We start from the raw sequence: 21,616 nt of genomic DNA on the forward strand, positions 1-21,616 counted from the left end.
GCTGCCGAGGACGCCGTCGAACACTTCGCGGCAGACGGGCACCAGGTCGGGGTGGGCCACCCAGGAACCGTCGAACCCGTCGTTGGCCTCGCGGGTCTTGTCCGCACGTACCTTCTCGAGGGCGTTGGCGTTGGCTTCCGGGTCCTTGCGGTTGGGAACGGCTGCGGCCATGCCGCCGATGGCCATGGCACCACGCTTGTGGCAGGCCCGGACCAGCTGTTCGGTGTAGGCACGCATGAACGGCTGGGTCATGGTCACCTGGCCGCGGTCCGGGAGGACGAAGCGCGGGCCGCGGGTACGGAAGTTCTTGATCAGGGAGAAGATGTAGTCCCAGCGGCCGGCGTTCAGGCCCGAGGCGTGGTCGCGGAGTTCGTAGAGGATCTCCTCCATCTCGAACGCTGCCGTGATGGTTTCGATCAGCACGGTGGCTCGGATGGTGCCCTGCGGGATGCCGAGCAGGTCCTGGGCCAGGATGAAGATGTCGTTCCACAGCCGGGCTTCCAGGTGGTTCTCGATCTTGGGCAGGTAGAAGTAGGGGCCCTTGCCCTGGGCGAGCAGGCGGCGGGCGTTGTGGAAGAAGAACAGGCCAAAGTCCACGATGCCGCCGGCGATGGGCTGGCCGTCGATCAGCATGTGCTTTTCCGGCAGGTGCCAGCCGCGGGGGCGGACCACGATGGTGGGCAGGTCGCCGTCCGCCTTCAGCTTGTAGTCCTTGCCTTCTTCGGTGGTGAAGTCGATCCGGCGCTCCAGCGCATCGGTCAGGTTCAGCTGGCCCTTGATGACGTTCCGCCAGGTGGGGGTCGAAGAGTCCTCCATGTCGGCGAGCCACACCTTCGCTCCCGAGTTCAGGGCGTTGATGGTCATCTTCTTGTCCACCGGGCCCGTGATCTCGACGCGGCGGTCCTCCAGGCCGGGTGCCGGGGGAGCCACCCGCCAGGACGGATCATTACGGATGTGCTCGGTCTCCCGCAGGAAGCGCGGGTCCGTTCCGGCGGCAATGTCGGCCCGACGCGCGCGCCGTGCCTGCAGCAGCTCCTGGCGCCGCTCAGCGGTGGCCCGGTGCAGCTTGGCAATGAAGGAGAGGGCATCCGGCGTCAGCACCTCGTCCTGCCGGCAAATGGGCTGGGCGGTCAAGGTAATGCCATTGATCGTGAAGCTGTCAGTGAAGCTGTTCATTTCAGTCTCCTTAAAGACGAAAGGGAAGTTCGACGGCGGGTAGCAGCAGGGTGGCGACTGAGGCACGAGGCCGAGGAGCCGGTGTCGCGGCAGCCTGCGTAAAAGGGGCCCTGCGTCCGGCCTCGGCGAGTTCTACGAGCCCAAGGCCGGACGTGGGGAATAGCAGGCAGAGACGATGCCGGTCCGAAGGCCGGACGGAAGCGCCGCCGTCGTAAGCGTTAGTGGAACTGGCCCTCTTCGGTCGATCCGACCAGGGCGAGGGTGGAGGCGTTGGGGTTGAGCGCCGTGGAGATGGTGTCGAAGTAGCCGGTGCCGACTTCGCGCTGGTGCTTGGTTGCGGTGTAGCCGCGGGATTCGGAGGCGAATTCCTTCTCCTGGAGTTCGACGTAGGCGCTCATGCCTTCACGGGCGTAGCCGTGGGCGAGGTCGAACATCGAGTAGTTCAGGGCGTGGAAGCCGGCCAGGGTGATGAACTGGAACGTGAAGCCCATGGCGCCGAGTTCGCGCTGGAACTTGGCGATGGTGGCGTCATCCAGGTGCTTGCGCCAGTTGAACGACGGCGAGCAGTTGTAGGAGAGCATCTGGTCCGGGAACTCGGCCTTGACGGATTCGGCGAACTTGCGGGCCAGCTCCAGGTCCGGGGTGCCGGTCTCCATCCAGATGAGGTCGGAGTACGGGGCGTAGGCCTTGGCGCGGGCGATGCAGGGTTCGATGCCGTTGCGGACCTTGTAGAAGCCCTCGGCGGTGCGCTCGCCGGTGATGAACTCCTGGTCCCGCTCGTCCACGTCGGAGGTGATCAGGGTGGCTGCCTCGGCGTCGGTGCGGGCAATGACGACCGTGGGGGTGCCGGCGACGTCGGCTGCCAGGCGGGCCGCGTTCAGGGTGCGGACGTGCTGCTGGGTGGGGATCAGCACCTTGCCGCCGAGGTGGCCGCACTTCTTCTCCGAGGCGAGCTGGTCCTCCCAGTGAACGCCGGCCGCGCCGGCCTGGATCATGGATTTCATGAGTTCGTAGGCGTTCAGCGGGCCGCCGAAGCCGGCTTCGGCGTCCGCGACGATCGGGACCAGCCAGTCCTCGACGGTTTGGATGCCCTCGGAGAATTCGATCTGGTCGGCGCGGAGCAGGGCGTTATTGATGCGGCGGACCACCGTGGGAACGGAGTTGGCCGGGTAGAGGGACTGGTCCGGGTAGGTGTGGCCGGAGTTGTTGGCGTCCGCGGCCACCTGCCAGCCGGAGAGGTAGATGGCGCGCAGGCCTGCCTTGACCTGCTGCACGGCCTGGTTGCCCGTCAGGGCGCCCAAGGCGTTCGTGTAGCCGCCGGTCTTGTGCTCCTCGGTGAGCTGCTTCCACAGCTTTTCGGAGCCGCGGCGGGCCAGGGTGTGCTCCTCGGAGACACGTCCCCGGAGACGGACGACGTCGGAGGCTGAGTAGTCCCGGGTCACACCTTCCCAGCGGGGGTTGGCGGCCCACTCGAGCTCCAGGGCGGCGGCCTGCTGAGTTGTGTCCTGGCCGGACGGCTGCTGGGTGGGCTCAAATGCTGCAGTCATCGTTGATCTCCTTGATTGAGCTCCGGATGGAGTAGGTGGGAACCTCGCCGTTGAGGCTCCCACCGGCTTATCCGGTGCGGTGTTTCTTTCCGTGAAAACTACTTTTCAGCACTTTCAACCCCCTTTCTAGATGAAAACTGTGGAAAGAAATGCACTTCTTCCCGTATTCTTCAGAAATGTCGCCTTCAAGCTGGAACAGGGACGTTTCCCAGACGCCCTCCACCGCCGCCCCGGAACTGGACGTCATCGCCCTGGGACGCCGCGTCCGCCACCTGCGCAAACAAGCCGGCCTGACGCTCGATGACCTGAGCGCCGCCGTCGGCACCGCTCCCAGCCAGTTGAGCCTGATTGAAAACGGCAAGCGTGAGCCCAAGCTGACGCTGCTTCAACACCTCGCGGGGGCGCTCAATGTCAGCATTGACCAACTGCTCGGGGCCGAGCCGCCCAGCCGCCGCGCCGCGCTGGAAATTGAGCTGGAACGGTACCAGCGCGGACCGCTGTACGAGTCGCTGGATCTGCCCAAAATCCGCATCAGTTCGCGGCTCCCGCTGGATGTCCTGGAGGCGCAGGTGGGGCTGCTGCACGAGCTCGAACGGAAGATGAACGAGCAGGTGGCCACCCCCGAGGAAGCCCGCCGCGCCAACGGTGAATTGCGGGCCATGATGCGGGAACGCGGGAACTACTTTCCGGAGTATGAGGCCGAGGCCCAAAAGGTCCTCAAGGAGGTTGGCTATACCGCCGGTCCGCTGAGCCAGCACGTCATCGCAGACATCGCCGCGCACCTCGGTTTCACCCTGCACCATGTAGGTGATCTGCCGCATTCCACCCGGTCCGTGACGGATTTGAAGAACCGCAGAATTTACCTGACCCAGAGCCAGCGGCAGGACCACGACCCCCGCTCGGTGCTGCTGCAGGCGCTGGGCCACTACGTCCTGGGCCATGAAACGCCCAAGAACTACGGCGACTTCCTGGCCCAGCGGGTGGCCACCAACTACTTCGCGGCCGCTCTGCTCCTGCCCGAACAGGCCACGGTGGAATTTCTGCAGAAAGCCAAAGCTGCCAAGGAAATCGCGGTGGAGGACATTCGGGATGCGTTCGCTGTGTCCTACGAGACCGCCGCGCACCGGTTCACCAACTTGGCCACCAAGCACCTGGGCATCACCACGCATTTCCAGAAGACACACCAGAGCGGGATCATCTACAAGGCCTACGAGAACGACGGCGTGAACTTCCCCCAGGACCACACCGGCGCCATCGAGGGGCAACCGTCGTGCAAGGCGTGGACATCGCGGGCGGTGTTCGACGTGCCGGACAAGTTCAGCGCGTACAGCCAGTACACCGACACGCCGTCGGGCACGTATTGGTGCACGGCCCGCACGGAGCGCTCCGCCGCCGGGGAGTTCTCCCTGAGCATTGGGGTGCCCTACCAGCACGTGAAGTGGTTCCGCGGGCGCGAGACCACGGCCCGGGCCACCTCCAACTGCCCGGATCCGACCTGCTGCAAGCGTCCGCCTGCCGAACTGACCAACCAGTGGGCCGGCAATGCCTGGCCGTCGGCGCGGGCCCACTCACACCTCTTGGCCGCCATGCCGCCCGGCGCCTTCCCGGGCGTGGACGAAACCGAGGTGTACAGCTTCCTGCAGGCCCACTCCGGGAGTTGACACGCACGCCCGCGCACGTCTTGCGGCTATCCCCCGCACGCCCGCTCACATCTTGCCAAAGAAGTGAGCGGGCGTTGGGGGTTTTCCGGTCGGAAGTGAGCGGGCGTTTGGGGTTTTCCGGTCGAAAGTGAGCGGGCGTTGGGTCAGCCGTGCAGGGTCCGGTAGGCATCGGCCGCGGCGGGATGCAGGGGGACGCCGGCGGTATTGATGAGGCTTTCGGCGCTAAGGAACTGCACCCCCAGGCTGGACTGTGGAATGAGTTCGCCGGCGTTATGCACCAGCAGTTGCACCGTCCGCTCCACCGTGGCGTTGTCCAGGTCCCGGCGGCACAGGAGCAAATTGGGTGCGCCCACCGTCCACACGGCCGGGATGCCGGGGTAGCTGCCTTCGGGGATGAGGACACGGTCATAGATGCCGCCGTACCGCCGTCGCAGCTCGGGCAGCAGGCCGGAGAGGTCCAGCAGCCGCAGCGCCACCTCCTGCTGGGCTGCGGCGATGGCGGCCGTCGGCACGCCACCGGACCAGAACAACGCATCCACGGCACCCGCCTTCAGGGCGGCAATACCGTCGTTCAGGCCAAGATTTTCGACGGCGGCGGTCCCGGCTGTGGGCGCTGCGGCAGTTGCCGAGGCACCCAGGCCGGCCGCTTCAAGGAGCCGGGGGGTGGTGAGGGAAGTACCGGACCCCGGCTGTCCCACGGCAACCCGGCGCCCGGCAAGCCCGGAGACATCCCGGATCCCACTGTCCTTGCGCACCACGCAGTGGACGTAGTTTTCGTAGACCTTCCCGATCGCAGCGATCTCTGGCGCATTCCCGCTGGATTTGTCCCCGGCAGCGTCCGCGAGGGCCACGGCAAACGCGGCGCGCCCGGCTCGGAGTTCGGCAATGTTGTCCAGGCTCCCGCCGGTGGCTACGGCGCGCGCATGGGTGGCCACGCCGTGACGCTCCAGGGCCGCCGCCAGGAGCGTCGAGAACTCGAGGTAAAAGCCGCCCGGTTCGCCGCCCGCCACAATGAGGCTCTCCGGCCGGTCCCCGCCGGTGCAGGCACTGAGGGCGGGCGGCAGCACGGTTGCAAGTCCGACGGTGGTGGCCCACGCCAGGACGGACCGGCGGGACGGGTCCGGTGCGGGGATGGAAACGCTAGGCACGGGTACCACCGCCGGGCATCGCATCCGGGGCGGCATTCGAGTAGGCGTGGAACTCGATCCGGGCCGTCAATCCGTGGGGGACTGCTTCGGCCAGCACCAGCCGGGCCCCGTTCGCGGCGGCAAGCTCACCCACGATGGTCATACCCAGCCCGGTACCCGGAACCGAGGAGTGCCGGGGGGACCGCCAAAACCTGGTGGCAGCCGAGGCGCGTTCGGACGCCGAAAGCCCCGGGCCGTCGTCGGAAATTTCCACCACAACCGCGTCCATCTCCGTCCGCACGGCAGCGGTGACGGTGGCCCCGGGCGCGTACTTGAAGGCGTTGCCGAGGAGTTCGTCCAGCATCTGGGCCAGCTCGGCGGCCCGGCACGCAATCAGGGCCGCAGGATGGGATGCCGGCACGAGCACCAGGCGGCACCCGGCCTGGTCCGCCAGGGGTGCCGCCCTTTCGATTTCCCCCTGAAGGACGGGGAACGGGTCGACGGGCGGGGCGGCCGCATGGTCTGCGGGAGAGCCAGATGCCCGCAGGTACCCTTCCGAGGCCCGGTGCTCTGCGGCGGCAAGTTTCAAAACCCCGTCAAGGATGTCCTCCACCCGCTCAAGCTCTGCCACGGCCCGGTCCGCTGCGTCGTGTTCGCGGGCGGACTTCAGCTCAAGCTGGAGCAGGTCCAGCCGCAGCCGGAGTGCGCCCACGGGGTTGCGCAGCTGGTGGGACGTGTCCGCGATCAGCTGCCGTTGCGCTTCCATGCTGGCGCTCACGGTCCTGGCCATCGCCGTGAACGACCGGCTCAGTTCCCGCAGCTCCGGGGGACCTTCCTCCGGAAGCCGCTCGGTGCGCCCGGTCCGTTCCAGCTCGTGGACCGCCGAATCAAGCCGGAGGACGGGCCGCAGCACCCAGCCGGTGACCCTGGCCGCCCCCAGCAGGAGCACTGCTGCCAGCGCCAGGGCGGCAACGCCCACACCGAGCCAGCGCTGCTGGAGCTTCTGCCGGGCCGTCTCCGCGTGGACGTCCAGGACCACGGCACCGAGCACCTGGCTGGCGCTGCCAAAGGGCCGGAAAATGACGTGCGACCCCGCGCCGAAGGGCTCCAGCGGTTCCAGGGACGTGTTGCTCACGTTCAGCCGGGCCATCGACAGCGCGTCCTGCACATCGGGCCGGCCCGCGTCCAGGTCCCCCGAACGCAGCGTGGCCTGCTGGACGCGGACCACCATCCCTTCGCCATACAGCCCGGAATAGGTGTCCATTTCCCGCTGCAGGCGCACGGTGTCGCCGTCGTTCGCGGCGTCAAAGGCCACTTGTGCCAGCCGGTTCAAGGAGGCCGCCCGATTGATCTGCAGTTCCTGGGTCAGCTCCCGGGAGGCGGAGGTCAGGATGGTGCCCGAGATCAGGAAGACCACCACCAGGCACAGCACGCTGAGGACCCCGAGCACCCGCAGCCTCATCCGGCAGCCGCCTCGACGCGGTAGCCCACGCCGCGGACATTGATGATGAATCCCGGCTTGCCGAGTTTTGCCCGCAGCCCGGTGAGGTGCACGTCCAGGGACCGGGACGAGGCCAGGAAGGCGTCACCCCAGAGGGCGTCCAGGATCTGTTCCCTGGTGACCACCGAGCCTGCATGGCTGGCCAGCAAGGCGAGGAGTTCGAATTCCGTGGCGGTCAGCGGCACCGGTTCGCCTGCCCTGGACGCGGTGCGCTTGGCCAGGTCGATCTCCACATCGCCAAGCACGATCACCTCCTGCGGCGTCCCCCTGCTGCGCCCGGCCCGGCGCGTTACAGCTTCTATCCGGGCCAGCAGTTCCACCAGCTTCACCGGTTTGACCAGGTAGTCGTCCGCGCCGGAGCGGAGCCCGAGCACCACGCTGCGTTCGTCGTCGCGCGCCGTCAAAATCAGGATGGGCACATCGGTGACCTGCCGGAGCTTGCGCAGCACCTCCAGGCCGTCCATGTCCGGAAGCCCCAGGTCCAGCAGGATCACCTGGAAATTCCGGTGGGAGAGCAGCGCGTCAGCGCCCCGGGACAACCGCCGCGGGCGGTGCCCGGCGCTTTCGACGGCGGCCGTGAGCGCGCCGGCCATGGCGTCGTCGTCCTCGACGATCAGCACGTCCATGGCCATCTTCCTTGCCGTGTTTCCAGTGGTTCCAGGTCCAGTTGCCGGTTCATTCCCGCCCCCGTGAGACTACCGCGTGGCGGCAAAATTTGCCCGCCGGCGGGAGGTCGGGCAGGGGGAAAGCGGGGCGCCGCGAAACCTAAGGAAGTGTTAGGAAAGTGCGTTCCTCGTTGGTTGTGCGGTGGATCACCCATACCGTGGATGAGGCCCTCCGCCGCAGGAGGCCGAGGTTACTACAGGAGGAACTCACCGATGAGCACCCAACAAGCCGCGCCCCAGTCGGAGGCAGCCCAGACCCGCCGGGCGGTGGGCAACATCCTGAAGGGCTCCGCGGGCAACCTCGTGGAATGGTACGACGTCTACATCTACACGGCGTTCCTGGCGTACTTCCAGCCACACTTCTTCAACTCCAAGGATCCGCTGCAGGGCGCACTGGAAGGCATGGCGGTCTTTGCCGTCACGTTCCTGATGCGGCCCATCGGCAGCTGGTTCTTCGGCAGGTTCGCCGACCGCAAGGGCAGGAAGGCGGCCCTGACGCTGAGCGTGACCATGATGTCCGCGGGCTCATTCTTCATCGCCATCCTGCCCACCAAGGACGTGATCGGCGTCTGGGCGCTGGTCCTGCTGGTGCTGGCGCGCCTGGTCCAGGGCTTCTCGGTGGGTGGCGAATACGGCACCAGCGCCACCTACATGTCGGAGGCGGCCACCGCCAAACGCCGCGGGTTCTTCTCCAGCTTCCAGTACGTCACGCTGATCGGCGGCCAGATGCTGGCACTGCTGGTGCTGGTGGTCCTTCAGAACGTCCTGGACAAGGAGGCCCTGGCCGGGTGGGGCTGGCGCATCCCGTTCGCCATCGGCGGCGTGGCCGCACTGGTCGTGCTGTGGCTGCGGCGTTCCATGGAGGAAACCGTCTCCGCCAGCCAGGTCGAGGCCGCAGCAAACGCCAAGGCATCCGGGGAAGCCCAGCCCGGAACGCTCAGGCTGCTCTTCACCAAGCACTGGAAGGCGCTGCTGATCTGCATCGGCGTCACCCTGGGCGGAACGGTGGCGTTCTACACCTACACCAACTTCATCCTCAGCTTCATGAACACCACCAGCGGCATCGCCAAGGAAACGACCTCGGTCATCAACTTCTGGGCGCTGTTCATCTTCATGCTGCTCCAGCCCGTCTACGGCATCATTTCGGACAAGGTGGGCCGCAAGCCCCTGCTGCTCTGGTTCGGCATCACCGGCGTGCTGTTCACCTGGCCGCTGATGTCCGCGCTCGCCGGGACGAAGGATCCCTTCGTGGCCTTCATGCTGATGATGGGCGGCCTGCTGATCGTGGGCGGCTACACCTCCATCAACGCACTGGTGAAGGCCGAACTGTTCCCGGCTTCCATCCGCGCCCTCGGCGTCGGCCTGGGCTACGCGATCGCGAACTCCCTCTTCGGCGGGACGGTGCCGCTGATCGGTGCCGCGCTGCAGAAGGCCGGACAGGTTGAGCTCCTCTTCACCTACGTCACCGTGGCTATCGGCATCTCGCTGCTGGTCTACATCTTCGCCCTGAAGAACAAGAAGGCCACCCACCTCGATGACGAGCAGGGCCACGCTTGGGAACAAACGCCGGTGGGTGGCGGCAAGGACAAGGATCCGCTCGGCGTCTAGTCCGGGAGGCCCCAGGGTGCCTGGTTCCCAAGGAGGCGTACGACGACGGCTGCCAGGCCGTCGTCGTACGCCTCCTTTATGCGCTGGGGGTCCTTAGCGCCGGGCAGTCCGCCGCCGCGCCAGGAAGCCGTGGGCGGCGAACAGGCGGGGCAGTACCACGTACACCGCAGTCGGCACCACCACCATGGTCAGGACCATCGCCCGGAAGATGGGATGCCAGCTTTCCATCAACGGGGCGGAAGCCATCATTCCAACAGCCACCAGCGGGAAGATGGCCAGCCAGGTGATGGCGGCGCGGACGTGGATGGACGGCGGAATGGGCAGCGCCGCGGGCTCCGGTGGCGTGGGGGTTGTCGAATTGGCAATGGCGGGGGAGGCGGGCTGTGTCACCGTGTCCATGGGAACTCCAACTAGTTAGTTGCTTTTTGTTTGCAACGACAATAAACCTCGGCCCGCAACAATTGCAACTACCTGGTTGGAATTGCGTAGACTTGTGTCATGGCGTGGAACACGGAGCGGACCAAGGAACTGTTGCTCGCTGCTGCCACGGAGGAGTTCAGTGCCAAGGGCCTGGCGGGAGCCCGGGTGGACCGGATCGCAACTGCCGCGGGCGTGAACAAGGAACGCATCTACCAGTACTTCGGCAAGAAGGATGAGCTCTTCGACGCCGTCCTGGCCGCCGAAATGGTCCGGGTCATGACCGAGGTACCCATTAGCGGCAGCGGGCCGGAAGCGTTTGGAGAATACGCCGGCCGCCTCTTTGACCGGCACACCACCGACGGCGTCCTGCCCCGGCTCCTGTTCTGGGAAGGCCTTGAACGCGGCAAGGAAACCGTCAGCCGTGCCACCCGGTCCGACCACTGCGCCATCAAGGTGGGCCAGGTGCTTGACGTCCTGCCCGGGATCGACCGCACGGACGCCGCGGACCTGTTGATCACCGTCATCACCCTCTGCGACGGCTGGCCCGTCCTGCCCCAGATCGACACCCTCCTGGCGGGCAGCGGCCCTGACCGCACCGCCCGGCGTCGTGCGTTCATTGTGCGGACCGCCACCCTGCTCGCCGGCGCGCTCCTCGCGGAGGCGCAGGCAGCGTTGGCAAACGCGCCCGGCTAGCTGCACCACCTCGGCCGCTGGCGGCGGGCGGTCCGCCGGGCGCGGGCGGACTATATTGGGCCATGTCAGCACAGCACCACAAACGCGGGAGTCTGCACTCATGGCCAAGGAACTTGCCACCCAGCTCATCGAACAACTCCACGCTGCCGGCGTGCAGCGGATCTACGGGATTGTGGGTGACAGCCTCAACCCGATCGTGGACGCCGTCCGGCAAACAGGCGGGGCCGCCAAGGGTGGGATCGACTGGATCCACGTCCGCCATGAGGAAGCCGCCGCCTTTGCCGCAGCCGCCGAAGCCCAGCTCACCGGCAAGCTCGCGGTCTGCGCAGGATCCTGCGGCCCCGGCAACCTGCACCTGATCAACGGCCTGTACGACGCCAACCGGTCCGGGGCGCCCGTGCTGGCCATTGCCTCCCACATCCCCAGCAAGCAGATCGGCAGCAGCTTCTTCCAGGAAACCCACCCGGACCGGCTCTTCAACGAATGTTCGGTGTACTCCGAACTGGTCAGCACCGCCGAGCAGGCGCCGCGGGTCATGCACAGCGCCATCCAGCACGCCGTGGGCCTCGGGGGAGTCGCCGTCGTGACCCTTCCCGGCGACATTGCCGGGCTCGAGGCAACGGCACCCACCCCGCTGCCGGCCGCCTTCCGTCCCGCCAGCCTGGTCCCGGATCCGGCCAGCGTCCAAGCGCTCGCGGACGCCATCAACGACGCCGGCAAGGTGGCAATTTTCGCCGGCGCCGGCGTGGAGGGGGCACACGCAGAGCTGATGGCGCTCGCTGAGCTGGCCAAGGCGCCGGTGGGGCACTCGCTCCGCGGCAAGGACTTCGTCCAGTACGACAACCCCTTCGACATCGGCATGACCGGCCTGCTCGGCTACGGCGCCGCCGCCGAGGGCATCGAAGACGCCGACCTTCTGATCCTCCTCGGCACGGACTTCCCGTACGACCAGTTCCTGCCCGACACCAGGACCGCGCAGGTGGACCGGGCGGCGCAGCGGCTGGGCCGGCGGACCGACGTCGACATTGCCGTCCACGGCGACGTCCTCCCCACCCTGCGGGCCCTGCTGCCGCTGGTGAAGGCCAAGAAGAGCCGCCGGTTCCTGGACCAGATGCTCAAGAAGCACGACCGGCTGATGAACAAGGCCGTGGGCGCCTACACCCGCAAGGTGGAGAAAAAGCAGCCCATCCACCCGGAGTACGCGGCCTCGCTCCTGGACCAGGTGGCGGCAGAGAACGCCATTTTCACCGCGGACACGGGCATGTGCAACGTCTGGACCGCCCGCTACATCAACCCGCTGGGCACCCGGCGGCTGATCGGGTCCTTCCTGCACGGGTCCATGGCCAACGCCCTGCCGCATGCCATCGGCGCACAGTTGGCCTGTCCCGGCCGGCAGGTGGTCTCGGTCTCGGGCGACGGCGGCCTGTCCATGCTGCTGGGGGAGCTGATTACGGTGGCGGCGCACCGGTTGCCGGTCAACGTGGTGGTCTTCAACAATTCCACCTTGGGCATGGTGAAGCTGGAGATGCTGGTGGATGGCCTGCCCGATTTCGGCGTGGACGTGCCGGACGCCGACTACGCCGCCGTGGCCAAGGCCCTGGGGTTCCACGCCGTGCGCGTGACGGATCCGGCACAGATCGAGACGGCGTACCGGGAGGCCTTTGCACACCCCGGTCCCTCCCTGGTGGAGCTGATCACCGATCCCAAAGCGCTGTCCATCCCGCCCAAGATCTCCGGGTCACAGGTGCTGGGGTTCGCCACCGCCATGTCCAAGGTGGTCCTGAACCGGGGAGCGGGCGAGGCCGTGAGCATGGCCCGCAGCAACCTGCGCAACATCCCGCGGCGCTAGGAACACGTCGAGTTCGCCGGAAACTCCCGGCGAGCTCGAGGGTTTCCGGCGAACCCGGCGCGGGGAGAAGAGGTTCTACCGGGCTCCGCCCTGCCAGAGCGCATCGAACGGGGCGCCCGAGGCTACGCGGTTGCGGATACCGGCGGTGACGAAGTCCTTGGCGGTCCGGGCTGCATCCAATGGCGTGGCGCCCTTGGCCAGCTCCGCGGTCACGGCTGCGGCGAGCGAGCAGCCGGCACCGGAGACGGCAACTTCGCCCACCTTCGGGGCTGTGAGGACTTCCAGGGTCTCACCGTCGTAGAAGACGTCGACGGCGTCCGGGCCTTCCAGCCGCACCCCGCCCTTGGCCAGGACTGCTGCACCGCTGAGTTCGTGGATGCGGACGGCGGCGGCCTTCAGGGACTCGACGTCGGTGATCTCCAGCCCGGACAAGGACTCCGCCTCGAAGTGGTTCGGCGTCACGAAGGTTGCCAGCGGCAGGATCTGGGCTTTCAGGGCCTGATCCGTGTCCAGCGCGTGGCCCGGTTCCTGGCCTTTGCAGATCAGCACCGGATCCAGGACCACGTTGGCGAAGCTGTTTTCCTGCAGCGCGGAGGCCACCGTGCTGATCGTTGCCGGGCTGCCCAGCATGCCGATCTTCACCGTTTCCAGCGCGGACGGTGCGCCGGACGCCGGACCATACGCCGCCGTCGTCGCCTCCAGCTGGTCAGCGATCACCTGCTGGTCCACCGGCACGAAGCGGTGGTTCCAGCTGTCCTTCGGGTCGAAGGAGACGATGCAGGTCAGGTTCGCGATGCCGAAGACGCCCAGCTCCTGGAATGTCTTCAGGTCGGCCTGGGCGCCGGCACCGCCGGTTGCCTCGGAACCTGCGATGGTGAGGACGACGGCGGGACCGTTGACGGACAGCGTTGCATCAGGGGTAGCGGAAGTCATGCCCCCATCCTGCCACCCGGCGTCGGGCGCTTTCCATGTGGTGACGTACAGGGCATCGGGACGTCATATGGTCAGGAATCCAGCGGTTCAGAGCCTGCCAGTGCGGCGCCGGGCAGGAATGCCCCTGGTCCAAAGGGGACGTGGAGCAGGCGGTTCACGGCCGGGACCGGGCGATCTGAAGCAAGGCCTGCCCCAGCTCCGGCTGGCTGTAAACGAAGCCCGCGTCGAGCAGTTTCTGCGGCTGTACCCACCTGCTCTTCAGAACGAGTTCGGTCTCCGTGCGGATCAGGATGGCGCCTGCCCGAAGGAGCCATCCCGGGGTAGGTATGCCGAAGCGCGCGCCGTAGGCCCGGCGCACCAAGCGCATCATCTCCCGGTTGCTCACCACTTCCGGTGAAGCCACATTAACGGGCCCGGCGATGCCGGTCCGCGCGTGCAGGAAGCGGATGCTGCGGTACAGGTCCTCCACATGGACCCAGCTGAACTTCTGCCAGCCATCACCCATGTGGCCGCCCAGCCCCAGCCGTGCGAGGTTGGCGAACGGAGCCAGTGCACCGCCGCCGCGGCCCAGCACGATAGCGATCCGCAGGGGGATCTTCCGGGTTCCCGGTGTGACCGCCGACTCAAGGGCGGCTTCCCAAGCTTTGGCCACGTCCACCGAGAAGCCGGTGCCCAGCTCGCCGTCGAACTCGGACTGGGGACGATCGCGGGCGTCGCGGTAGATGGTTCCGGTGCTGGCATTCAGCCAGGTCGACGGCGGCTCCTGGCACCGCGCGATGGCCCGGCCGAGTGCCTTGGTGGTGGACACCCTCGAGTCCATGATCACCCCCTTGTTCCGCTCGCTGTAACGGCACGAGACGGAGCGTCCGGCGAGGTTCACCACCAGTTCGGCGCCGTTGAGCACCCGTGCCATGCCGGCGTCGTCGGCCCATGCTGCCCCGTCACTGCCGGTTCCCTTTCGTCCTATGGTCCGCACCATCCAGCCGTCCTCCTGGAAACGCCGGCGCAGGTAGGTGCCAATGAAGCCCGAAGCGCCTGCCAGTACAACTGTCCGTGTGCTGTCCACCTTTTCCCCCCAATGGTTGTTGTCTTTCTTAACCGCGGATGCTGCGGCTCAGGTCGAGGACGTCGTCCAGCACCTTGCCGACTCCCGGGATGCGGGCAAGTGCCAGTCCGCGGGCCACCAGTGGAGCCGCTCCGTCCACCAGTTTCCTGGTCCGCCGCTGGCCCTCGGAGGTGTCGTAGACCCAGAACAGGGTGATGCCCATGTAGCAGAGCCAGAGCAGTTCCGGCAGGTCGTCCCGCACCTTTTTCGGTACGGCAGGGCGGGTCCCGTCCACCGTGTTCCTGAAGATATCCAGGGATGCTTCCCGAGCGAGGGTTGAGCCCCCGGAGAACGGGTTCACCGGCGATGTTGGCCGGATGGCGGTGGCCACGAAGTCCGCTCCGAAGCGGTGGTACGGGGCCATGACGTCAAGGCCGGCATGCAATGTGGCCTTCAGCCGCTCAGCGAATACGGCGGTCCGCTCCAGCGCTTCGGAGGCCAGGGCAGCGTGCTCGGCCTGTACCTGGATGTACAACTCGTGGACAAGATCGTCCTTGGACGCGAAGTAGTAGTAGGCGTTGCCTACGGAAACGCCTGCCTCGGCAGCGATGGCGCGCATGGTGGTCTTCTCGAAGCCGATATCACGGAACATGCGCAGCGCAGTGTCCGCCACCCGCTGCCGGGTCTGTTCACTCTTGGCAACCACCGCGTCTCCCCATTCTTGAACGTGTTCAAAAATGAGTGTGACACAAAACTGAACGTGTTCAAAGACTGGTTGGGATCCGATATCCGCTGTGGTCCGGCAACGCCCCGGGTGTGGCGCTTCACGCCGCGTGGGTGTCAGATCGCCGGAAAGATGCCAGGTCGCCGGAAAGAACGGGCGATCTGGTCCCGTTCCGGCGATCTGGCGCTCCACCCGGCGGTTTGGCTACCGCCCAAGTGCGGCCAGGACACGGGCTTTGAACTCATGTTCACGGAAGAGGTCGGCCCAGGTCAGGCGAAGGAAGGTCCAGCCATTCTCGGTGAGGTCCTTCTCGCGCTGCCGCTCCTGAAATAGCACCTCAGCCGTTGGCCGGTAGTCGAAGTACTTCGCTTTCCCGTCGAATTCGAGTGCCACCTTCTTGTCCTTCCAGGCGAAATCCAGCCGGTACCGGCCGACACGAGTTGCTACCAACACCTGGGGCTCCGGCAGGGGAAGTTTCAGCCGCATCAGGAGTTCCCGGGTCAGTGTTTCGCCGGCTGACTCCGAACGTGGATCTGCATGGTTAAGGGCGCGCCGGAGGGTCCGGATCCCGCGGCGCCCCTCCAGCCCCTCGGCCATGCTTTCGAGGAGGGTTTTGTCGGCCCCAAGCCGGAGGGCATGATCGGTCAGTACCAGTGCCTGGCGGTAACCCAGCATCATGGCGCAATCAACTACCGTCCGCTCCAGCGAGGTCACCCTGAGGCCGCCGAGGGTGACCACCTCCGACGCTGTCCACGGCCGGGTATGGCCTTGGACATCCTTGCCGAGCCGCTCGCTGGAAGGATTCCGCGGCAGCAGAAGGTGGATCGTGTCATCGACTGCCCACAGGTGCAGAGCGTGCATCCGGGCCGCAGAGGTATGGCTGTACACATAGCCGCCCGATGAGGTGGTCAGCGTCCCGTGCGCGTGCGCGCGAATCAACTGCTTGCTGCGGACGGGACTTGTCTGCTTCTCCCACAGCTCGGCGCGGATGTAGCAGCCGTGGCGAAGCCGTACCAGCTTCCCGTGGAGGACCAATGCCTTGATGGCCCGGGAATTGAGGCCGCTCTCGTGCAACTGCGCCGTCCGCCATAGGTTGCCGGTGCTCGGAAGGGAGGGGAGACGGAAAGGCGGCTGGAGTGTCATCCGGACAGGATCCTGCCGCTGCGGCAACTCAGGAAGGCGCCGCCGTCGTCATGTGGAAAACCTGCCAGGGCCGCCCTGCCTCCCGGGCTCGCCGCAAGCCGTCCGGATCGCCGGAAGCCGTCCGGATCGCCGCAACGTTCCGGCGATCCGGCAGCTCTCCGGCGAGTTCGACGGCGGCCGGCCGGGTCAGGCCTTCAGCGTCCCGTCCAGGAGGGCACGCAGCTCACGGAAATGGCGTTCCGTGGCTTCAGGGTGGAAGGCCGACGTGTCCGCCATCGTGTACCCGTGGGGAGCCCCGGTGTAGATGACGTTGGACGCCTCCAAGCCCGCGTCCCGCAGCGCGTCGCCCAAGCGGGCCACGGCGTCCGGGGCCATGCTCTTGTCGTTGTCGGCGTGGCCGAACACGAAGCGGGCCCGTGCGTTCCCCAGCCCACGGTGCGGGCTGTCCGGCTCGTCCGTGGCCAGGCCGCCGCCGTGGAAGCCACCGCAGGCTGCCACTACCTCGGGGTGCGCAGTGGCGGTCCGGACGGCAAGTCGGGCGCCCATGCAGTAGCCGGTGGTTCCGATGGGGCCGGGGGCAACGCCGTCGAGCCCGGCCAGCGCGGCAACCCACGCATCGATGTCCGGCAGCGCCTTGTCCGACGTCAGGTGCCCGACCCGCGGGAACGCCGCCTTGCCGGCCGCTTCCCGGCCTTCCTGGGTGGACATGTCAACGGCCGGGGCCAGCTGCTCCACGGTTCCGTCCCGGTAGAAGACGTTGGGGGCCAGCACCACGTAGCCCCAGTCCGCGATGCGCTGCGCCATCTCCTCGATGCGGGGGCGCAGGCCAAAGGCGTCCATGTAAAGGATCACGCCGGGGAACGGGCCGGTTCCGCTGGACGGACGGGCGACAAGGGCTTCGGCAGGGCCTGCTGCGGCCTGGATCTCAATGAGCATCTGGTCAGGATAGCGGAGGCTGCCGGGAGCAACGCTCAGGAGTAGTACCGGCCCAGGGTTTCCGCCTTGAAGTCGAAGAACGTGCCGGACTCGATGGCCAGCCGGGCGTCGTCCACCATCTTCACCACGAACCGCTCGTTGTGGATGGAGATGAGGGTGGCGGACACCATTTCCTTGGCCTTGAACAGGTGGTGGATGTATGCCCGGGAGTAGTTGGCACACGTGTAGCAGTCGCAGCCTTCCTGCAGGGGCCCGAAATCGCGCTTGTATTTGGCACCGGAAAGGTTGAACCGGCCGTAGGGCGTGTAGAAGGCCGAGTTCCGGGCCACGCGGGTGGGGGAGACGCAGTCGAAAGTATCGGCGCCGTTTTCGATGGCCGTAAAGATGTCGTCCGGCTCGGAAATCCCCAGCAGGTGGCGCGGCTTGTCCTTCGGCAGTTCCTCGTTGCACCAGCGGACGATCGTGCCCAGGTTCTCCTTCTCCAAGGCCCCGCCAATACCGAAACCGTCGAACGGCATGGCACCAAGGTCCCGGCACGCCTTCCGGCGGAGGTCCTCGTACTGTGCCCCCTGGATCACGCCGAACAGGGCTTGGTACGGCTTGCCCGCGCGGTCCTCCGTCAGGCGGAAGTGCTCCTCAATGCACCGCACCGCCCACAGCCGGGTGCGCTCCAGGGACTCTTCCTGGTAGCGGCGGGAATTCTGCAAGGTGGTGAGCTCGTCGAACGCGAACATGATGTCCGCGCCGATCTGGTGCTGGACCTGCATGGAAATTTCCGGGGAGAAGCGGTGGCGGTCGCCATTGAGGTGGGATTTGAACCAGACACCGTCGTCATCGATGTGCGCCAGGCGCTCCTTGCCGGGGGCCACGGCGTCATCCGGGCCGGGTGCGCCCGCGGCAGCAACAGTCTTCATGTCGATGACCTTCTTGAACCCGGACCCCAGGCTCATCACCTGGAAACCGCCGGAGTCCGTGAACGTGGGACCGGACCAGTTCATGAAGGCGCCCAGGCCGCCGGCCTCGTCCAGGATGTCCGGGCCGGGCTGAAGGTACAGGTGGTAGGCATTGGCCAGCAGGGCCTGCGCGCCCAGGTCCGCCATCGATTCCGGCAGTACCGCCTTGACCGTTGCTTTGGTGCCGACGGCGATGAACGCCGGCGTCTGGATCTCACCGTGCGGGGTGGTGATGGTGCCGGTGCGGCCCAGGAACTCGCCGCCGTTTTCCCTTTCTTGGGCCGCTGACGGCGGGCAGGAGTCCGCCAGCCGCGTGCCTACGGTGAAAGAGAACTGCGATTGGGTTTCAGGCAGGGCGAAGGCAGGGTTGGCAGGCACCACACCAGTCTGCCAGCAAACCTTACGACGCCGGCAACCGGCCCCGGGCAGGCCGGCGGCGGAGCGTCAGCTGGCTGGGTCCGTCCCGGGGTAGTTGGCCTCCCGCCAAGAATCCCAGGCGGAACGCACGGCGTCGAAGGCTCCGGCGCCAAGGTCATAGGTGGAAACCACCACCAGCGAACCGTCGCCCTCCGCACGGACGTCCTTGATGGCAGGGTGGTCCGCAACCACCAGCAGCCCTTCGCCGTGCTCGGCGTAACTGTGCACGGTGAGGCCCACTTGGTGGCTGGTCCGGTACCAGACCTTGCCGCTGATTTCCTCCCCGGTATCCAAGGTGACCTGGTACGGCTCGCCCGGGGCCGGGAGGTCCTTCAGCCCGAGTTTTTCGATGGCCGAACCCTTCCCGTCCGTCAGATGCAGGAACAGGGTGTGCCGCTTGCCGTGCGGATGGCGTTCCAGGGCGAAGCGGAGCTGCTGCAGGAACGTCAGCCACCCCTGGGTGATGTCCTCGTCCCAGGCCGCCCACTCGGAATCGTGGTCCAGCGCCCCGCGCGTGACGCTGACCCTGGTACCTTCCGGCACCGGGTGGAGTTCGAAAGTGTCCCCGCCGTGCACCGTCAGGCTGGTATGGTCCGCGGATTCCTGTTCGTCGCCGGAGAAATAGATCTGCTTGATCTCGGACTCCAGGTCCTCGGCCTGCCAGCCGTGCCACTGGGCCACCTTGGACGGTTCACGCAGCATGGTCCAGACCTGCGGCGCGTCGGCGTTGATCACTACGCTGAGATTGTTCGTCATAGCCCCGAATGTACAACTCCGGCTACGCCCCGGGTAGGGGGAATTTTTACCGCCGGAGGGTCGCCGCCGGGCTCAGGCTCGGACTGCCTCCAGCTCGTTGCTGATGCGCCGTTCAAGTTCGGTCATGCCGATGGTTTCCGAACCGCCGTGGGCACGCAGGAACAGCAGGGACTCCAGCCGCAGGAGCCGCCATTCGCGTTCTGCGTCGTGGTTGGAGTTGTCGATCGAGCGGAAGATTTCCTTGTCGTACAGGTTGGGCTCGTTGAGTGAACGCTGCCGAACCTTGGCCGCCATGCGCGCCTTGAACGGATCCGTTTCCTGGTTTTCCGGGGTACGGATCAGTCTCTCGTAGACCTCGGCGCGTTTATCCTGGCCGTCCTGCCGGCAAATGTAGCTGGCCAGTGCCAGGGATGCTTCCACGGAGGTCCACCGGCCCGGGTTGCCGTCGTAGGGCAGCACAGTGAGGAGGTCCGCGACGGACAGCGCGGCGTCTGCGTCCTTGAGCGTGACGAACAGTTCGTGCGCGAGGTCGCTGAGGTCCTTCAGGCAGCTGCCGGACTTGAAGTTGACCCCTTTGGACAGCCGGTCGGCCAGGAGCAGGACACCCTCCGCATCCGGGTGGGCCTCGGCGGCGGCTTCCACCACGGACTCAGGGGTGCCGGCCGGCGCCGGGATGAGCGCGAGCTCCTCCTCGCTTGGCCCGGTTGCCGCGGGCGGCGCGGGCGGCAGCGGGGGAAGGACGACGGCGGGCGCCACCGCAATGGGGCCCGTCCCGGCCGCCGGCTGGGCCGGCGCGGCTCCCGCCTCGGGCAAAGGTGCGGCCTCTGGAAGGTCCGCCGGCAGCGGAAGCTGCGTGACGTCGTCGTGCGCTCCATCCACAACGGTGACCGTGGCGCCCACGGCAACCCTCAGCGTTCCGCCGCCGGAAAGGCTCGCCAGAACCAGGGCCGGGGAGCCGTAGTCGTCCCGCTCAAGCTCCACCTGGTCGATTTCGGCGGTGCGTTGGCCGTCCGGAAGGAGGATGTGGGTGCCGGTGGTCAGAGATCCAGCCTGCTGTTCACGGTGGTGCCTGGCGGCTGGTGTTTCGGTCATGGGAGTCCTTAAGTTCTCTTGCGGTCCGCCCTACAGTCTACAAAGCCGGGCACCTAAAACCGGGGACCCCCACGTCCCGGCGGGGTGGTCAGAAGCCCACGCCTGCGAAGGCCAGGGCCTGCCGGATGAGGCCGCCGCGGCCGCCGGAAAACTCCATCTGGACGCCCGGGCTGAGCACTTCTTCCGGGGTCATCCACGTCAGTTCCAGGGCGTCCTGGCGGGGTTCGCACTCGCCCGTGACCGGGATGATGTACGCCAGCGACACGGCGTGTTGCCGCTCGTCGGTGAACCCTGTCTGGGACGGTGCCGGAAAGTATTCGGCCACCGTGAACGGCACCGGGCTGAGGGGAAGCTGGGGGAAGGCGAGGGGGCCCAGGTCCTTTTCCATGTGCCGCAGCAGGGCGGCGCGGATGGTCTCGCGGTAGATGACCCGGCCGGACACCAGGGAACGAACCATGGTCCCGTCGGCATCGGCCTGCAGCAGTGTTCCCACCTCGTTGACGTAGCCCAGCGGGTCCAGCCTGACCGGAACTGCCTCCACGTAGACCATGGGCAGCCGCCCGCGCGCCTCAAAGAGGTCTTCTTCGGAGAGCCAGCCGGGATTCGGGTCAGGTGTGCGCACGTTCATGGTTAAGTTCTACCCCATGGGGCGGCGCTCCGAGATCCAGACGGTGGCGGGCGCGCTGGGGCTGCCCGCGTCCGGATTGGCAACGTGGAGGGTGCTTCCGAAGGCCTCCTCGGTGATGCCGGCGGCGATCCCGGCGGCCGCGAGGCGCTCCCGCAACGGTTCCAGGGGGCCGCCGTACTCGAAGCCCAGGCCGGAGCGGGACGGCCCGGACGCCGCCCGAACCAGCAGGACGCCGCCGTTCTTGGCCGTGAAGTCGGCGGTTTCGTCGTCGTCGGGCACGGGCCGCGGCCGCGCCCCGATATGCAGCATGGTGCGGACGGCAGCTTCCGGATCTGCGGTGTACCAGACGGCGACCACGGCCAGGGCGGGGTCGGCGTCGGCGCACTGGGCGCCGTGGACGGCCTTGTCGGCCAGGAAACTGAAGCCGTCCGGCGCGCTGATGCGGCAGGCTTCCCCGTGGTCGGCGGTGAGCAGTTCCGCGGGCGCGGTTGCCTCTTCCTGTGCCGAGTCGTTGGTGCGGCGGGCGAATTCGGCGACATCGCCCACTTCCACCGCAAAAACGGTGCGGCCGTCCTGCCCGGACCCGGCCTCCGCCCCATGGAGCGCCAGGCGGCCGGACGCGGAATCGAAGACCTGCCAGCCGCCGTCGTCCTCTGTTTGTGCCATCCCCAGTACGGTAAGGAACTGCTTCCAGGTGTCGGTGCGCGAGGTGAAGTGGACGGGGCGGACTCGGAGCATGGCG

Annotated in this window: 20 protein-coding genes; 4 read left to right on the forward strand and 16 right to left on the reverse strand. The window is 67.0% G+C overall.

All coding sequences use genetic code 11. From position 1 onward, the window contains the following. Together aceB and aceA are read right to left on the reverse strand one after the other, a co-directional pair. Positions 1-1,176: malate synthase A (gene aceB / locus C563_RS0119495; RefSeq protein ID WP_018763756.1), on the reverse strand; the 1,176-nt coding region annotated here is incomplete at its 3' end. A 218-nt stretch (positions 1,177-1,394) separates the two neighbouring features. Continuing rightward, entirely contained in the window at positions 1,395-2,723 is a 1,329-nt protein-coding gene (gene aceA / locus C563_RS0119500; RefSeq protein WP_018763757.1) for an isocitrate lyase, read from the reverse strand. Positions 2,724-2,872: 149 nt separating this feature from the next. Between aceA and C563_RS0119505 the strand changes: the two genes are divergently transcribed. Continuing rightward, a complete protein-coding gene (locus C563_RS0119505; protein ID WP_018763758.1) occupies positions 2,873-4,384 on the forward strand; it encodes a helix-turn-helix transcriptional regulator in 1,512 nt (503 codons plus the stop codon). Between the two features lie 143 nt (positions 4,385-4,527). On the opposite strand, the gene C563_RS0119510 is transcribed toward C563_RS0119505, so the two are convergent. From C563_RS0119510 to C563_RS0119520, 3 genes are read right to left on the reverse strand one after another with little or no spacing between them, the layout of a single operon-like run. Further along, complete coding sequence (locus tag C563_RS0119510; protein WP_018763759.1) at positions 4,528-5,532, reverse strand: TAXI family TRAP transporter solute-binding subunit; 1,005 nt, start codon at positions 5,530-5,532, stop codon at positions 4,528-4,530. After that, on the reverse strand, positions 5,525-6,973 hold the full coding sequence (locus C563_RS0119515; protein ID WP_018763760.1) for a sensor histidine kinase: 1,449 nt from the start codon (positions 6,971-6,973) through the stop codon (positions 5,525-5,527). Before C563_RS0119515 ends, C563_RS0119510 begins: the two co-directional genes overlap by 8 nt. Further along, on the reverse strand, positions 6,970-7,638 hold the full coding sequence (locus C563_RS0119520; RefSeq protein ID WP_026265144.1) for a response regulator transcription factor: 669 nt from the start codon (positions 7,636-7,638) through the stop codon (positions 6,970-6,972). Before C563_RS0119520 ends, C563_RS0119515 begins: the two co-directional genes overlap by 4 nt. 252 nt (positions 7,639-7,890) lie before the next feature. Between C563_RS0119520 and C563_RS0119525 the strand changes: the two genes are divergently transcribed. After that, on the forward strand, positions 7,891-9,285 hold the full coding sequence (locus C563_RS0119525; RefSeq protein WP_018763762.1) for an MFS transporter: 1,395 nt from the start codon (positions 7,891-7,893) through the stop codon (positions 9,283-9,285). A 93-nt stretch (positions 9,286-9,378) separates the two neighbouring features. Here C563_RS0119525 and C563_RS0119530 read toward each other — a convergent pair whose 3' ends face one another. Beyond that, entirely contained in the window at positions 9,379-9,684 is a 306-nt protein-coding gene (locus C563_RS0119530; RefSeq protein ID WP_018763763.1) for a hypothetical protein, read from the reverse strand. Positions 9,685-9,783: 99 nt separating this feature from the next. Between C563_RS0119530 and C563_RS0119535 the strand changes: the two genes are divergently transcribed. After that, positions 9,784-10,398 carry a TetR/AcrR family transcriptional regulator gene (locus tag C563_RS0119535; protein ID WP_018763764.1) on the forward strand — a complete coding sequence of 205 codons (615 nt, stop codon included), beginning with the start codon at positions 9,784-9,786 and terminating at the stop codon, positions 10,396-10,398. 100 nt (positions 10,399-10,498) lie between these two features. Beyond that, positions 10,499-12,247, forward strand: coding sequence for a pyruvate dehydrogenase (locus tag C563_RS0119540; protein ID WP_018763765.1), 1,749 nt, complete (start codon positions 10,499-10,501; stop codon positions 12,245-12,247). A gap of 75 nt (positions 12,248-12,322) precedes the next feature. Here the strand turns inward: C563_RS0119540 and C563_RS0119545 are convergent, their stop codons facing one another. The 10 genes from C563_RS0119545 to C563_RS0119590 form a co-directional block, all read right to left on the reverse strand. After that, positions 12,323-13,180 carry a hydroxymethylpyrimidine/phosphomethylpyrimidine kinase gene (locus tag C563_RS0119545; RefSeq protein WP_018763766.1) on the reverse strand — a complete coding sequence of 286 codons (858 nt, stop codon included), beginning with the start codon at positions 13,178-13,180 and terminating at the stop codon, positions 12,323-12,325. Positions 13,181-13,334: 154 nt separating this feature from the next. Next, positions 13,335-14,246 carry a TIGR01777 family oxidoreductase gene (locus C563_RS0119550; RefSeq protein WP_018763767.1) on the reverse strand — a complete coding sequence of 304 codons (912 nt, stop codon included), beginning with the start codon at positions 14,244-14,246 and terminating at the stop codon, positions 13,335-13,337. A gap of 28 nt (positions 14,247-14,274) precedes the next feature. Then, positions 14,275-14,931, reverse strand: coding sequence for a TetR/AcrR family transcriptional regulator (locus C563_RS0119555; protein ID WP_018763768.1), 657 nt, complete (start codon positions 14,929-14,931; stop codon positions 14,275-14,277). 222 nt (positions 14,932-15,153) lie between these two features. After that, positions 15,154-16,092 carry a type IV toxin-antitoxin system AbiEi family antitoxin domain-containing protein gene (locus C563_RS0119560; protein ID WP_018763769.1) on the reverse strand — a complete coding sequence of 313 codons (939 nt, stop codon included), beginning with the start codon at positions 16,090-16,092 and terminating at the stop codon, positions 15,154-15,156. Positions 16,093-16,278: 186 nt separating this feature from the next. Beyond that, entirely contained in the window at positions 16,279-17,028 is a 750-nt protein-coding gene (locus C563_RS0119565; protein WP_018763770.1) for a dienelactone hydrolase family protein, read from the reverse strand. A 35-nt stretch (positions 17,029-17,063) separates the two neighbouring features. Further along, complete coding sequence (gene tgt, locus C563_RS0119570; protein WP_026265147.1) at positions 17,064-18,359, reverse strand: tRNA guanosine(34) transglycosylase Tgt; 1,296 nt, start codon at positions 18,357-18,359, stop codon at positions 17,064-17,066. Between the two features lie 66 nt (positions 18,360-18,425). After that, positions 18,426-19,154, reverse strand: a complete 729-nt coding sequence (locus C563_RS0119575) for a hypothetical protein (RefSeq protein WP_018763772.1) — start codon at positions 19,152-19,154, stop codon at positions 18,426-18,428. Between the two features lie 72 nt (positions 19,155-19,226). Further along, positions 19,227-20,246: a DUF6707 family protein gene (locus tag C563_RS0119580; protein WP_018763773.1), complete on the reverse strand. Its 1,020-nt coding sequence runs from the start codon at positions 20,244-20,246 to the stop codon at positions 19,227-19,229. An 88-nt stretch (positions 20,247-20,334) separates the two neighbouring features. Continuing rightward, positions 20,335-20,874: an NUDIX hydrolase family protein gene (locus C563_RS0119585; protein ID WP_018763774.1), complete on the reverse strand. Its 540-nt coding sequence runs from the start codon at positions 20,872-20,874 to the stop codon at positions 20,335-20,337. Between the two features lie 9 nt (positions 20,875-20,883). Further along, the gene (locus tag C563_RS0119590) at positions 20,884-21,612 is read right to left on the reverse strand and encodes a hypothetical protein (RefSeq protein WP_018763775.1); all 729 of its coding nucleotides are present in this window, start codon (positions 21,610-21,612) and stop codon (positions 20,884-20,886) included. Between the last annotated feature and the right edge of the window lie 4 nt (positions 21,613-21,616).

The organism is Arthrobacter sp. 135MFCol5.1, assembly GCF_000374865.1.
GTDB lineage: Bacteria > Actinomycetota > Actinomycetes > Actinomycetales > Micrococcaceae > Arthrobacter.

What these genes read in the sequence shown, in the direction of transcription:
- C563_RS0119590 (WP_018763775.1), bottom strand. Translation starts at nt 21,612, where the DNA reads ATGCTCCGAGTCCGCCCCGTCCACTTCACCTCGCGCACCGACACCTGG.
- C563_RS0119525 (WP_018763762.1), top strand. Translation starts at nt 7,891, where the DNA reads ATGAGCACCCAACAAGCCGCGCCCCAGTCGGAGGCAGCCCAGACCCGC.
- C563_RS0119565 (WP_018763770.1), bottom strand. Translation starts at nt 17,028, where the DNA reads ATGCTCATTGAGATCCAGGCCGCAGCAGGCCCTGCCGAAGCCCTTGTC.
- C563_RS0119585 (WP_018763774.1), bottom strand. Translation starts at nt 20,874, where the DNA reads ATGAACGTGCGCACACCTGACCCGAATCCCGGCTGGCTCTCCGAAGAA.
- aceA (WP_018763757.1), bottom strand. Translation starts at nt 2,723, where the DNA reads ATGACTGCAGCATTTGAGCCCACCCAGCAGCCGTCCGGCCAGGACACA.
- C563_RS0119540 (WP_018763765.1), top strand. Translation starts at nt 10,499, where the DNA reads ATGGCCAAGGAACTTGCCACCCAGCTCATCGAACAACTCCACGCTGCC.
- C563_RS0119505 (WP_018763758.1), top strand. Translation starts at nt 2,873, where the DNA reads ATGCACTTCTTCCCGTATTCTTCAGAAATGTCGCCTTCAAGCTGGAAC.
- C563_RS0119515 (WP_018763760.1), bottom strand. Translation starts at nt 6,973, where the DNA reads ATGAGGCTGCGGGTGCTCGGGGTCCTCAGCGTGCTGTGCCTGGTGGTG.
- C563_RS0119580 (WP_018763773.1), bottom strand. Translation starts at nt 20,246, where the DNA reads ATGACCGAAACACCAGCCGCCAGGCACCACCGTGAACAGCAGGCTGGA.
- C563_RS0119560 (WP_018763769.1), bottom strand. Translation starts at nt 16,092, where the DNA reads ATGACACTCCAGCCGCCTTTCCGTCTCCCCTCCCTTCCGAGCACCGGC.
- C563_RS0119575 (WP_018763772.1), bottom strand. Translation starts at nt 19,154, where the DNA reads ATGACGAACAATCTCAGCGTAGTGATCAACGCCGACGCGCCGCAGGTC.
- C563_RS0119520 (WP_026265144.1), bottom strand. Translation starts at nt 7,638, where the DNA reads ATGGACGTGCTGATCGTCGAGGACGACGACGCCATGGCCGGCGCGCTC.
- C563_RS0119535 (WP_018763764.1), top strand. Translation starts at nt 9,784, where the DNA reads ATGGCGTGGAACACGGAGCGGACCAAGGAACTGTTGCTCGCTGCTGCC.
- C563_RS0119530 (WP_018763763.1), bottom strand. Translation starts at nt 9,684, where the DNA reads ATGGACACGGTGACACAGCCCGCCTCCCCCGCCATTGCCAATTCGACA.
- C563_RS0119545 (WP_018763766.1), bottom strand. Translation starts at nt 13,180, where the DNA reads ATGACTTCCGCTACCCCTGATGCAACGCTGTCCGTCAACGGTCCCGCC.